13 protein-coding genes are annotated in these 12436 nt (G+C 49.5%); 10 read left to right on the top strand and 3 right to left on the bottom strand.

What is annotated here, in order from left to right:
* Positions 1-113 precede the first annotated feature (113 nt).
* The 10 genes from K0504_RS04010 to cobO all read left to right on the top strand — a co-directional run bounded on the left by K0504_RS04010 (position 114) and on the right by cobO (position 9116).
* Entirely contained in the window at positions 114-572 is a 459-nt protein-coding gene (locus tag K0504_RS04010) for a hypothetical protein (protein WP_225917952.1), read from the top strand.
* Between the two features lie 148 nt (positions 573-720).
* Positions 721-1548: an HvfB family MNIO-type RiPP peptide maturase gene (locus K0504_RS04015; RefSeq protein ID WP_220103048.1), complete on the top strand. Its 828-nt coding sequence runs from the start codon at positions 721-723 to the stop codon at positions 1546-1548.
* Positions 1545-2315 carry an HvfC family RiPP maturation protein gene (locus K0504_RS04020; RefSeq protein WP_220102875.1) on the top strand — a complete coding sequence of 257 codons (771 nt, stop codon included), beginning with the start codon at positions 1545-1547 and terminating at the stop codon, positions 2313-2315. Before K0504_RS04015 ends, K0504_RS04020 begins: the two co-directional genes overlap by 4 nt.
* A gap of 125 nt (positions 2316-2440) precedes the next feature.
* Entirely contained in the window at positions 2441-2575 is a 135-nt protein-coding gene (locus tag K0504_RS18475) for a hypothetical protein (protein WP_264082954.1), read from the top strand.
* A gap of 154 nt (positions 2576-2729) precedes the next feature.
* Positions 2730-3272 (top strand): adenine phosphoribosyltransferase, encoded by a 543-nt coding sequence (gene apt / locus K0504_RS04025; RefSeq protein WP_220102876.1) that lies wholly within the window; start codon positions 2730-2732, stop codon positions 3270-3272.
* Positions 3273-3290: 18 nt separating this feature from the next.
* On the top strand, positions 3291-6002 hold the full coding sequence (gene dnaX, locus K0504_RS04030; RefSeq protein ID WP_220102877.1) for a DNA polymerase III subunit gamma/tau: 2712 nt from the start codon (positions 3291-3293) through the stop codon (positions 6000-6002).
* A gap of 48 nt (positions 6003-6050) precedes the next feature.
* Positions 6051-6377, top strand: a complete 327-nt coding sequence (locus K0504_RS04035; protein WP_220102878.1) for a YbaB/EbfC family nucleoid-associated protein — start codon at positions 6051-6053, stop codon at positions 6375-6377.
* A 318-nt stretch (positions 6378-6695) separates the two neighbouring features.
* Positions 6696-7484, top strand: coding sequence for an ABC transporter ATP-binding protein (locus K0504_RS04040; RefSeq protein WP_220102879.1), 789 nt, complete (start codon positions 6696-6698; stop codon positions 7482-7484).
* On the top strand, positions 7481-8500 hold the full coding sequence (locus K0504_RS04045; RefSeq protein ID WP_220102880.1) for a FecCD family ABC transporter permease: 1020 nt from the start codon (positions 7481-7483) through the stop codon (positions 8498-8500). Before K0504_RS04040 ends, K0504_RS04045 begins: the two co-directional genes overlap by 4 nt.
* A gap of 13 nt (positions 8501-8513) precedes the next feature.
* Positions 8514-9116, top strand: coding sequence for a cob(I)yrinic acid a,c-diamide adenosyltransferase (gene cobO / locus K0504_RS04050; protein WP_220102881.1), 603 nt, complete (start codon positions 8514-8516; stop codon positions 9114-9116).
* Between the two features lie 40 nt (positions 9117-9156).
* Here the strand turns inward: cobO and K0504_RS04055 are convergent, their stop codons facing one another.
* The 3 genes from K0504_RS04055 to K0504_RS04065 form a co-directional block, all read right to left on the bottom strand.
* Positions 9157-9552 carry a hypothetical protein gene (locus K0504_RS04055; RefSeq protein ID WP_220102882.1) on the bottom strand — a complete coding sequence of 132 codons (396 nt, stop codon included), beginning with the start codon at positions 9550-9552 and terminating at the stop codon, positions 9157-9159.
* Positions 9553-9673: 121 nt separating this feature from the next.
* Positions 9674-11245, bottom strand: coding sequence for a SulP family inorganic anion transporter (locus K0504_RS04060; protein WP_220102883.1), 1572 nt, complete (start codon positions 11243-11245; stop codon positions 9674-9676).
* 73 nt (positions 11246-11318) lie between these two features.
* Positions 11319-12233, bottom strand: coding sequence for a 1,4-dihydroxy-2-naphthoate polyprenyltransferase (locus K0504_RS04065; protein WP_225917953.1), 915 nt, complete (start codon positions 12231-12233; stop codon positions 11319-11321).
* Between the last annotated feature and the right edge of the window lie 203 nt (positions 12234-12436).

Genomic DNA, 12436 nt, shown 5'->3' on the forward strand with positions numbered 1-12436 from the left:
CCGAGTATAGGAAGGCGACTTTGGTGAACCAATGACTCATATCAAAACCGGGGTAACTAGCAGGGGACTAATTGCCAATTCATTGTTCCCGATTAAGATTAAATGGCTACTCAATGCAAATTTTTGAAATTTTTTTCTTGTGCGTTGGGTCTTTTATTTTGACTGGAGAGGCAACAGCAGCAAATTTAGCTGGCGCCACAATGATACAAATAAAATATAAAGGTATGATTATGAAACACTTAAACAAAAATTCTGTTGCTGCGGCTGTTGGTGCGGTTGCTGTTGGTTCTGTGATGGCTATGCCAGCTCACGCAGAAGCTTCACCTTTCGGGTTGACTGATCTGGTCGCCGGTTATCAAGTCGTGGCGCCAGAAGGTGGTTGTGGCGGTAAAGAGAAAAAAGAAGCCGGTTGCGGTGAAGGTGGTTGTGGCAGTAAAGGGGAAAAAGAAGCCGATTGCGGTGAAGGCGGTTGTGGCGGTAAAGACAAAAGTAAGGAAGAAGGCAACGGTGGCGGTAAAGACAAAACTAAGAAAGAAAGCAACTGTGGCGAAGGTTCATGCGGTAACAAATAAATGACCGTGTTACGGCATTGAGCTTAGCAAGTGACATTTGGGGCTGACTGAATGAGTTGGCTCTAGAATGATTACAAATAGTCAGCGCTCGTGCTGGCTATTTTGTTTGAGTGACAAGCGTAGAGGAATTATTTTGGTTAAGTTTGATATGCCCTGTGGGGCAGGGTTGGGCTTTAAGCGGCGCATGCTTGATGACGTGCTGAGCGGGAAACCATCGGCCGTTGACTTTTTCGAAGTCGCTCCGGAAAACTGGATCCCATTTGGCGGAAAACTCAGTAAAAAGCTTCGCTCGTTAACCGAAAAACACCCCTTCATTACGCACGGATTGTCACTATCAATTGGTAGTCTCGATCCGTTGGATGTGGATTTTGTAAAACGGGTGAAGAGTTTTCTCGATGAACACAATATTCAAATTTACTCAGAGCACCTGAGCTACTGTAGTAGCGACGGCCACCTGTATGATTTGATGCCCATCCCGTTTACCGAAGAAGCCGTCAAGCACGTTGTTGGTCGAGTGAAACACGTTCAAGACATAATTGAACGCCCTTTGGTGCTGGAAAATGTTTCGTATTACGCAGCCCCAGGCCAGCAACTGAAAGAGCTTGAGTTCGTTAATGCGGTTCTATCAGAGGCCGATTGTGGCCTGCTGCTCGATGTGAACAATATCTACGTCAATTCGATTAACCATGGTTACGATGCGCTGGAGTATCTTCAAGGCTTACCATCAGAGCGGATAGTTTATGGTCATATTGCGGGCCACTACGATGAAGCCGAAGATCTCATCATCGATACCCATGGCGCTGATGTTATTGATCCAGTTTGGGCTTTGTTGCAGCAGGCTTATGCGCATCATGGTGTTTTTCCAACCCTGTTGGAGCGAGATTTCAACATTCCGCCAATGCCTGAGCTATGCGTTGAAGTTGAAAAAATTGCTGAATTTCAGCGCCAAAGCCTGACGGCGGAGCAGCGCGCATGAGTCAATCCGATGATTATCGCTGGCATCAGCGTCAATTTGCTTCCTATATCCGCAACCCCGAGCAGAATACGCCGCCGCAAGATATCGAGCCGCGCCGTTTAGCTGTGTATCGCCGCTTAGTCTTTAACAACGTGAAAAGCTTTGTTGAAGAGGCTTTTCCTGTGCTTTGGAGCGTATGGGGAGAACATCACTTAGATGAAGAAGTCGCGGACTTTCTGGCCCTGCATACGGCGGAATCGCCTTATTTTATCGATATTGCCGAGGAATTTTTACAGTATTTGATTTCAGAGCGACAGGCTAAGGCGGATGATCCACCATTTCTAATTGAACTTGCTCATTATGAATGGGTTGAGTTTGAGGTAGCTTTTCATCGGCCAAGTCGCTTGGTTAAGCCGCTCCTTGCAGACAACATCGGATTATCAACGCCCATCGAGCTGGCTGAAACTGCACGAGCGCTGCAATATCAATTTTCAGTTCATCAAATCCGTACTGATTTCCAACCAAATGAGCCGGCTGAGCAGCCCGTCTATCTAGTGGTTTATCGCAATGACGAAGACGATGTAAAGTTTATGGAAGTTAATGCGGTCACTGCGCGATTGTTGCAGCAGCTTGCTGAGCAACCTGGGCAAACCGTACAAACCTTGATTGAGCTGATGCAGCAATTAATGCCTGAAGTCGCGCCAGAGCAAATCTCGCAAGGCTTAATCCAAGTGCTTGCTAGTTTATGTGTGCGTGGCATTGTTAAGCAGTCGCTCAAACCTGCTTAACAAAGTAGTGACAGCTATGGGTATAAGTAAATAGCAAAAATACCCTAGTAAAACACTCGGTCTTCCGATACGATGCGCGTTCGAAAATTATAAGCATTCCTATTCGTAAAGCTGGATGATTGAGTATGTCTTCTGAAAACTTTAAAGAACCCTACAACTTAGGTTATTTTTTGGCATTTCTAGCGGTATTGGCTCTGCCAACGCTCGTGGCTACGTTAACGTGGATAAGAGTACTCGGTGGCTGGGATTGGCAAACCTAATCAACGCTGACGAAAAGTTATACAAAAAGCGCCTTTGGGCGCTTTTTTTGTGCTCTGGGATCGCTAAAACTCTGATCCCGCGGGTTGGCCCATCCGCCATTCTGTGACACCATTGTCGCTTGATTTTTTTCAGCTTGAGCAAGCCTAAAACGCTATGAGCGAACAGTATTCCTTTATTAAAGCTTCTATCCGTACCATTCCGGATTATCCAAAATCAGGCATCTTATTTCGAGACGTCACTTCGTTGTTAGAAAACCCTACGGCATTTCACCAATCCGTTGAATTATTGGCCAAGCCCTTTAAAGACAAAGGCTACACCAAAGTCATCGGCACCGAAGCTCGTGGCTTTTTATTCGGAGCGCCTGTCGCATTGGCGTTGGGCTTGGGCTTTGTACCTGTGCGTAAACCAGGTAAATTGCCCAGTGACACCATCAGCCAAAGTTATCAGTTGGAATACGGCGAAGACACCTTAGAAATTCATCAAGGCGCAGTTGGGCCAGGTGATAAAGTGCTGTTAGTTGATGATCTGCTGGCTACTGGCGGCACCATAGAGGCAACGGCAGAACTTGCTCGTAAACTCGGTGCAGAAGTTGATGAAGCGGCATTCGTTATTGCGTTACCCGACTTGGGAGGCATTGAGCGGCTGGAAAAAATTGGTCTGAAATCCCATTACTTGTGTGCATTTGACGGCGACTAAATTTCAAAAGGAACGGACATGAGTTATCAGGTATTAGCACGGAAGTGGCGGCCAAGTAAGTTTTCAGAAGTGGTTGGCCAACAACACGTTGTTCAGGCGCTGACCAATGCCATGGAAACGGGGCGCCTCCACCATGCTTACCTGTTAACGGGTACCCGCGGCGTGGGTAAAACAACCCTTGGCCGGATCTTAGCCAAAAGCCTCAATTGCGAACAAGGGCCTGCTGCTGAGCCGTGCGGCGAATGTAGTGTATGCGTTGAAATCGATGAGGGGCGATTTGTCGATCTGATCGAAATTGATGCCGCATCACGCACTAAAGTTGAGGACACTCGTGAGATCCTCGACAACGTTCAATATCGGCCAACCCGTGGCCAATACAAAGTTTACCTGATCGATGAAGTGCACATGCTGTCTAGGCACTCGTTCAACGCGTTACTCAAAACCTTGGAAGAGCCGCCTCCGCATGTGAAGTTTTTGCTGGCAACAACCGATCCGCAAAAGTTGCCGGTGACGATTTTATCGCGCTGCCTGCAGTTCAATTTAAAAGCCATGACCGTTGAGCAAATCATTGGTCAACTGCAATTTGTGCTTGGGCAAGAGCAGGTGAGTTTTGAGCCACTTGCGGTTGAGCAAATCGCTCGAGCGGCTGAAGGCAGTATGCGAGATGCATTGAGCTTGACTGATCAGGCGATCGCACACGGCCAAGGGCAACTTACCGATACTCAAGTGACGGCCATGCTTGGCCTGATTGATCGTGATTATGTTCGCGCCTTAGTCAATGGACTGTTGTCTGGCCATGCCGAAGCTCTGATGGAGCAAGTTTCGATCGTCGCGGGCTTTGCGCCGGACTACGACAAGCTGCTTAGCTCATTGCAAAGTTTGGTTCACCGCGCATCGCTCGCTGCGCTTGCGCCTTCCGCGGTAGCGCCTCATGAGCCAGAGCGTGAATTATTGCAGCGCTTAGCGACGCATTGGGCGCCAGAGCAGTTGCAACTTGCCTATCAAATTTTATTGCAAGGACGACGAGATTTAGCCTTTGCGCCAGATGGCCGCAGCGGCTTAGAAATGATTTTGTTACGTGTATTGATGTTCCGACCGATGCATCAAATTGATTTACCAAAACACGAAGTCATGGTCGCAGCACCAACCGCCGTGCAGCAAACAAGCGCACCGGTAACATCTGTGTCGCCATCTTTACCCGAAGATAAGCTCGAAAATAAGCCAGAACCAGCAGCATCGTCGGCTACAGATACTCCAGCGGAACTAGCTCCAACGGCTACACCACCAGCACAAACTAACCCTGTGCAATCGGCCGTTAATGAACCCGAAAGCACGCCTGTAGATGAAGTCATACCATCAGTTACGTCCGAGGCAAACGAATTAGCTGAGGCTAAAGCTGAGGTTCGACCTGACGCCGAGGCGCCGTTCGATGCTCAAGTACTCGACGCACCAACTCAGCCAAGCGAGCCTACACCGGAAATCAGCACTGCCGCGCAACCCGAGGCTGTGAGTTCCACAGAATCAGCGCTTGAACCAAGCGGTGCGGCGCCTATTTCTCCGCCAACGCCCCATTCGGCACCTGTTGATGATGGCATGGCCGCATTATTGGACGCAGCAAACCAAGCCGAACCGGACTTGGCCAGTTTGGAAGCACAACAAGACTACATCATGGCGATGGCGCAAGATCAGGGCTTTAGTCCTGAGCCTCCTGCGGCTCAGGAGCCGGTAGACACATCGCTGCTGGCGAATGAGCCGCCGCCACTTGCTGATGCTCAGCAAGCTGCAGACGCTAGCTCGGCAAGCATTGGTGCATCACCATCACCATCACCGCTGAGCCCTGAGCAACCTGCTGATAACCATTTGAAAGCACCCGCATCTAGCCTTAGTGCCATGTTGAGTGCACGCAACCAGCTGCGCAGCCAAATAAAGCAACTTGAAAGTCAGCGCGCCACAACAACACCAGTTAGTGCAAGTAATAAAGCGAAGCCGGCTTCAACAGAGCCAGAGGAGCCAGACCGAGAATCGGTTGTTGCTGCGCAAACACCTCAACAGACTGCCGTTCCGAATAAAACCGCTGTGACAGCGGCGGTATCGACTGATGGTGCTGAAGATGTTGAGTCAAGGTTAGAAGTAAGCCAAACCGCAGCGCTTGTTAATGACGAACCTGCCAATATTGTAGCGGCGGATGCTGATTCAGCCGTGCCATTGCCAGCGCAGCCAGATGACGATGTAGCATCACAGTCTGCAAGCAATGCTGCACCACAGACTATGGCCGATGATACACAAGCTAGCTCAGTGACACTGCAGCCTGAGGTCAGCCAAGTGCCAGGCGCAAGTGGCCAAGGGCAGGTGAAAAGTTGGTGGGAGCAACTCATTGACACCTTGGGTTTTGATGCCCTTAAACGCCAACTTGCCTTAGATTGCGTGCTTGAACCTTCTGGTCAAGGCTATGTCTTACAAGTACCCGAGAAAGCGAGGCACTTGGCAACGGACGTTAATTTAACGATATTGCTGGAGCGCATTCATAGCTATGTTGGCCTGAATACGCCGATTGATATCGAACATGAAGCCAGTATTGAGGCTGAAACGCCTCGTCAGGCACAAGGGCGGCGCGCTGAAGAGCGACAACGCGATGCCGAAATAACGATTGCCAACGATCCGATTGTAAAACAACTGCAACAGACCTTTGACGCTGTCGTAGACGAAGATACAATTAAACCAATTCAATGACCGCATGAAGCGGTCCATGCATCAAATATTCATAAAGCGAGAAAAAATATGTTTAAAGGCGGAATGGGCAACATCATGAAGCAAGCGCAACAAATGCAAGAGCGCATGCAACAGGCCCAGGATGAAATTGCCAAGATGGAAGTCACCGGTGAAGCCGGCGCAGGCTTGGTAAAAGTTACCATGACAGGTAGCCACGGCGTGCGTCGTGTCGAAATTGACGAGAGCCTGATGGACGATGACAAAGACATGCTCGAAGATTTGATTGCGGCAGCCTGTAACGACGCAGCGCGTCGCGTTGATGAAACCAGCAAAGAGCGTATGGCTGAAGTCACCGGAGGCATGAATTTACCACCGGGTATGAAAATGCCGTTTTAATGGTAACGAATTGATTAAAAGGCCGCTTCGCGGCCTTTTTTATTGAGCCTGCTAAGCGGCTAAGGTATAACAAACGGAAGTGGCATTGTGTGTCACAACGCGCCGGATGAATGTGGTGAAAACCCACAGCTGTACCCGCAACTGTAAGCACAGCACGTCGTCAGTAGTGACGTGTTATGGCAAGTCAGATCTCCAGCGCCAACCTTTATTGTATTGTCCAAGCGGGATCACTTGGCGGTCACTCTCGCTAAAGCGTCGTCATTCCTTCAAAGCGAACAGTGAACAGTCCTGCCTAATTATGAAGTGAACAAGCAGGAAATGGCTGACAGCAACCTCTACTCAATCAAGCAACTCTCATGGCATGCAAGTAGCAAAGCTATTTTGCACAATATTGATCTGACTATTCCTAGTGCTGCAATGACGGGCATTATTGGCCCTAATGGTGCCGGCAAAACGAGTTTGATTCGGTGCTTGAATGGCTTTTATCAACCGAGTGCTGGAACCATCAATTTTAACGGTGGTGAATTGGCGCAATGGACATCACAACAGTTAGCGCAACAAATCGCTCTGGTGAGCCAGCAACCATCGGTCGATGATGGTTGGACGGTGTTGCAATTAGTCGCCACTGGCCTGCTTCCTTATAAACGCTGGTTTGAGGGCGATTCTCTGGGCGATGTTAAAGTGATTGACGATGCGCTTCAGCAAGTAGGCTTAGTCAATCAACGCGACCAATTACTGCAAACGTTATCTGGCGGCGAGTTGCAGCGGGCACTATTGGCAAAAGCGTTGGTACAGCAGCCTCATTGTATGTTGTTGGATGAGCCCACTAATCATCTGGATGCGCGCTATCAGCATCAGTTAATGAAGCTTATACGGGCGTTGCCAATGACCGTGGTCGCGAGCATCCACGATATCAACCTCGCAGCCCAGTATTGCGATTACCTTATTCTGCTGAAGCAAGGTCAAGTCATCGCCCAAGGCGCTGTGGCCGATGTATTCACAGCAGACAATCTATCGCTACTTTTTAGCGTGCCAGTTCGTGTTGATCCACACCCGTATCGAAATGGCTTATGGATGAACTTCATTGATGAAGAGGGCACACCATGAACAGGCGAGCAGCCCTCTTACTGATATTTGTGCCGATTAGCTTGTGGCTTGGATTAAGCTTTGGTGCCAGCAACGTTAGCGTCATTGAAGCGCTGCAATGTGGCTTGTTTGCTCGCGTAGATCCGTCATCATCAGCGCAGGGGGCGAACTGCGTAGCGCATCACCTTCACTGGCAAATCTTGGTCGATGTGCGCTTGCCGCGCGTGTTAACCGCATTCTTGGCTGGCGCTGGCTTAGCGTTATCTGGCCACGTGTTACAGCGTGTTAGCCGAAACCCACTTGCCGATCCTTATTTGTTTGGCATCGTCGCTGGCGCAGGCCTAGGCGCGGTTGTTGGCCAGCTCGTTGTCACTCGCTTAGGGTTGCAATTGGCCATGCCATTATTGGCGTTCATTGGCGCACTTACGGTCACTTGTGCGGTGTTTTTCGTGATGTGCCGTCAGCGTTGGCAACAAATTGAACGCATCCTTTTAGCCGGTGTAGCAATGTCATTTTTATGCACAGCGATGACCAGCTTTGTGTTGTATTTACAAAGTCCTCACGCGGCAAACCGCGTTCTGTTCTGGTTGATGGGCAGCTTAGCGGCGGCTGACTGGGCGGTCGTTGCTTTGTTATTGCCAATCATTGTGTTGGGCTCGGTGATCATTTGGGGCGCTTCGCGCGTAATGGATGCCATTCAACTTAGTGATGATGCCGTTCATGCCCTTGGCATCAACTTAAATCATGTCCGAATCGTGCTGATGGTTGTGGTTTCAGCAATGACCGCAACGGTCGTCGCTTTTTGTGGCGGGATTGGCTTTGTTGGCTTGATGATCCCTCATGTGGTTCGATTTAGCATGGGTAATCATCGAACACTCAATATTATTGGCTGCATTATCGGCGGTGGTAGCTTCTTGGTGTTGGTTGATTTGGCTGCGCGCGTTGTGTTGCCGAATCAAGAAATCCCCATTGGTATCATCACCGCTGCAATCGGTAGCTTGTTTTTCTTAGGCCTGATGCAGGCCAAGCGGACTTAATGGAATTGCCCAGATGACAGATACGAGTAAGCAGCAAAAGCACAAACAACGTCAGCAAAAACTAAAAGAAAAAGTAGATGAGCGTATTGCCAGTGCGCAACAAGACAAAGGGCTGCTATTGGTCATTACCGGTAACGGCAAAGGTAAATCGACCGCTGGCTTTGGCGTTGTTACTCGAGCCGTGGGACATGGCATGAAAGCCGCCGTTGTACAGTTTATTAAAGGCGAGTGGGACTGCGGTGAGCGTAATTTATTAGCGGCTAACGGTGTTGAATTTCATGTGATGGCTTCAGGCTTTACTTGGGAAACACAAAATCGCGATGCAGATATTGCCCATGCCAAAGTTGCGTGGCAAGAAGCCAAACGCATGCTCGCTGACGAAAGCCTACAGGTTGTACTGTTAGATGAGCTGACCTATATGGTGAGTTATAAATACATCGAATTGTCTGAGGTGATAGACGCCTTAGCCAACCGGCCAGCAGATCAACATGTTGTCATCACGGGGCGAGCCTGTCACCGCGAGCTCATCGCTATGGCCGATACCGTAAGCGAAGTGCAATCTGTTAAGCATGCCTTTGATGCTGGTATAAAGGTTCAAAAAGGGGTCGATTGGTAAAACGCGCCCAGTCGAGAGGGGGCGAGCTGGCTGATGAAGGTTATTGAATCTCTTTCAGCCAAGCGTTGGCGGGCTCGAGGGCTGTAAAAAAGCGGGCGGTCACGTTAGCGGCTCGATAAGCGCGGCCGAACTGCTCTTCGATAAGGTTTTGTGCTTCAGGTGTTTCTAAGACCACAGCGCAGCCACACAATCCGCGAGCCTTCCGATCCTTTAACGATTGAGTAAAAATAGCCTCAGCGTCTGGTGTCATTAAACTTAACTCATGTAACATCACCCGTTGATACCACTTACCCTGCTGCTCCAGCGCAGTGATACAAGTCTCCAGCGCTTGTTGGTATTGAATAATTAGCTCTTCATTAAAAGGGCCCGTTGCATCAGTAAATAACAGGTTGTTATCGATGTGAACGGAAAAAATCCCATGAGCGTCAAATTTCAATATTTTTCTACCTAGTCGTTCGTAACAGCAAAAGTTAATCGGTGGCTAGCGTGGCAGCACAGCCAAAACACTATTAAAAAAGGCTTACCGAAGTAAGCCCTTTTTACTTGTAAGTCAACCGTTAGGCTAATTCGTCAACAGCAACTTTGTAATTTGGATCTTCAAGTACGTTGACTTCAACCAAGGTGCCTGCGCGTTTCAGCAACTTGCGGCACTCTGGCGACAAATGACGCAGGTGAATGGTTTTGCCTGCGCTGTTGTAACGTTCGGCAATGGTATCAATGGCTTCAAGGGCCGAGTGATCGCAAACACGAGAATTTTTAAATTCGATGACCACGTCTTTTGGATCGTTTTTAGGATCGAATAAATCTTTAAAGTCTGAGATGGCACTAAAGAATAGTGGGCCCGTTAATTCGTAAATCTTCCAGCCGTTCTCATCGGTGTAGGTACTCGCGCGAATATGTTTGGCATGCTCCCAAGCAAATACCAAGGCAGCAACAATAACACCCACTACAACGGCAACTGCCAAGTCGGTGAAGACGGTTACCCCTGAAACTAATACCAGCACGAAAGCATCGTGGCGGGGAATGCGATTCATGATGCGCAAGCTTGACCACTCAAAGGTACCCACCACGACCATGAACATCACACCAGTCAACGCAGCAATAGGGATCTGTTCAATGAGCGGTGATGCAAACAGAATGAAGCTCAATAAGAACAATGCGGCTGCAATGCCAGACAGACGGCCACGACCACCGGCATTGACGTTGATCATCGACTGACCAATCATGGCGCAACCACCCATGCCACCGAAGAAGCCAGTCACAATGTTGGCTGCACCTTGGGCCATACATTCTTTATTGCCGCGGCCTCGCGTTTCGGTCATTTCATCAATAACAGTCAACGTCAGGAGGGATTCAATCAAACCAATGGCAGCAAAAATGATGGAGTAGGGCGCAATAAACATCAGTGTTTCGAGGTTTAAATCGATCATCGGTACCGCGAAGCTTGGCAAACCGCCGGCAATGGATGCCAGATCGCCAACACGCTTGGTATCAATATCGAGGCCAATCACCAACAGGCTACAGACCACAATCGCCACCAGCGCCGATGGAATCGCTTTGGTGATTTTGGGCAAACCCCATGTGATCACCATGGTGAGAGCAATTAGCCCCGCCATCCAAAACATCGACATACCAGTAAGCCAGTCACCAAATGCCCAACCCCATTTACCTTCTGGAGTGAAGCTTTGCAGCTGTGGCAATTGCGCTAAGAAAATCACAATGGCTAGGCCATTTACAAAGCCCAACATAACTGGGTGCGGTACGATGCGAATGAATTTACCAAGCTTTAGAGCGCCGGCGGAAAATTGGATAATTCCCATCAGGACGACCGCGGCCAGCAAGTATTGCAAACCCGCACCATCGCCAAATTGCCGCTCGGCTTGGGCTACTAAGGCGACCATGACGACCGCAAGCGCACCTGTGGCACCACTGATCATGCCTGGGCGACCACCAAATGTAGCGGTGATCAGGCCTACCATAAAGGCGGCATATAGGCCGACCAGCGGGTGAACGCCAGCGATAAAAGCGAAAGCGACAGCTTCTGGTACCAGCGCCAAGGCAACGGTTAAACCAGATAAAATATCTGATTTGGCGTTTGCCTGATGCTTCATTACAAGTTGAAATAGCATGGTATTAAACTTTGATGGGGGTCACATTTTGGCGCGTATGCTACCAGATTGTGATCAATATTGGAAAAATTGATCAGACCCTGATAGCTGGCATGAGTATAGCAGCTGAGAACGCCAACGCAGTGATGAGGGAATATTGGGCCGAGTTAGCTAACACCGCATTGAGCTGGCTCGCCTCAGATTGGTGTAAATTGCGAGTAAGGCGCATTGCTAACGGCATTGTGATTGCGCCGGCAATGAGCCAGTGCCACGGCGCTAAACCTAAGCCCCATGCAACACAACTCACAATAGCTGGCGTCATCACCAATAGGCTAAACACTTGTTCACTGCCGCGGCGACCGAGCCTGACTGCTAACGTCCGTTTGTTGGCTTGTTGGTCGGTTTCTATGTCGCGGGTGTTGTTGACTAACATGATGGCGCTAATGGGGGCGCCGACAATAAATGCCAGCCACCACGCAATACTAAGGATTTCACCGGTAAATAGGTAACTGCCGCCAACCACTGCGATCAAACCAAAAAATAAAAACACGGTCACTTCACCAAGGCCATGACTGGCTAGGGGGTAAGGGCCACCGCTGTATGCCAGTGCTGCCACAATACACAGCAGACCTAAGCCGGCAAACGGCCAGCCGCCGGCCAAGATCAACGGCATACCAGCGACAATACTCACCAGTGCGGCTAGGCCAATACCGAGCTTCATGCTGCGATGACTGATTAATCCCGACTGCGTCGCACGTTGTGGCCCTTTGCGCTCGTCAGTATCTACGCCCGATTTGGCATCAAAGTAGTCATTGGCAAAATTTACCAACACCTGCAACGCCAACGCACAAACAAACGCTAGCACGATCAAGTCGTAACGCGGTGTCGCGCTATGACTGATGGCAATCGCCGCTGCAACGGCAATCGGGGCCACCGCCGCAGGAAGCGTCTTGGGCCTCATGGCGAGGAGCCAAGCACTAAGTTGAGAAGGTGTTGAATTGTTCGGCATGAAAGTAACTGTTTACCAAAACCATAGTGTTGTTCCCCAAAGCAAGTTCAGTTTGGGGGTGCTAATAGTCAAATCAAATTGATTCGAGACGTCAGCCATTCTCAATGAATTTGACGTTGTCGCAAGGCGGTGAAAGCAGTCAGCTTAGAAGTTTACACAAAGTAAATGACTAAGCTGAATGCAAGAAGCCAGCGCCGCTACGA

Source organism: Neiella holothuriorum (assembly GCF_019457915.1).
In the GTDB taxonomy this organism is placed as follows: Bacteria; Pseudomonadota; Gammaproteobacteria; order Enterobacterales; family Neiellaceae; genus Neiella; species Neiella holothuriorum.

Excerpts from the sequence above, each read along its gene's own strand:
- K0504_RS04010 (WP_225917952.1), top strand. The coding sequence starts at position 114 with ATGCAAATTTTTGAAATTTTTTTCTTGTGCGTTGGGTCTTTTATTTTG.
- cobO (WP_220102881.1), top strand. The coding sequence starts at position 8,514 with ATGACAGATACGAGTAAGCAGCAAAAGCACAAACAACGTCAGCAAAAA.
- K0504_RS04020 (WP_220102875.1), top strand. The coding sequence starts at position 1,545 with ATGAGTCAATCCGATGATTATCGCTGGCATCAGCGTCAATTTGCTTCC.
- K0504_RS04060 (WP_220102883.1), bottom strand. The coding sequence starts at position 11,245 with ATGCTATTTCAACTTGTAATGAAGCATCAGGCAAACGCCAAATCAGAT.
- K0504_RS04045 (WP_220102880.1), top strand. The coding sequence starts at position 7,481 with ATGAACAGGCGAGCAGCCCTCTTACTGATATTTGTGCCGATTAGCTTG.
- K0504_RS18475 (WP_264082954.1), top strand. The coding sequence starts at position 2,441 with ATGTCTTCTGAAAACTTTAAAGAACCCTACAACTTAGGTTATTTTTTG.
- K0504_RS04040 (WP_220102879.1), top strand. The coding sequence starts at position 6,696 with ATGGCTGACAGCAACCTCTACTCAATCAAGCAACTCTCATGGCATGCA.
- K0504_RS04015 (WP_220103048.1), top strand. The coding sequence starts at position 721 with ATGCCCTGTGGGGCAGGGTTGGGCTTTAAGCGGCGCATGCTTGATGAC.
- apt (WP_220102876.1), top strand. The coding sequence starts at position 2,730 with ATGAGCGAACAGTATTCCTTTATTAAAGCTTCTATCCGTACCATTCCG.
- dnaX (WP_220102877.1), top strand. The coding sequence starts at position 3,291 with ATGAGTTATCAGGTATTAGCACGGAAGTGGCGGCCAAGTAAGTTTTCA.
- K0504_RS04035 (WP_220102878.1), top strand. The coding sequence starts at position 6,051 with ATGTTTAAAGGCGGAATGGGCAACATCATGAAGCAAGCGCAACAAATG.
- K0504_RS04065 (WP_225917953.1), bottom strand. The coding sequence starts at position 12,233 with ATGCCGAACAATTCAACACCTTCTCAACTTAGTGCTTGGCTCCTCGCC.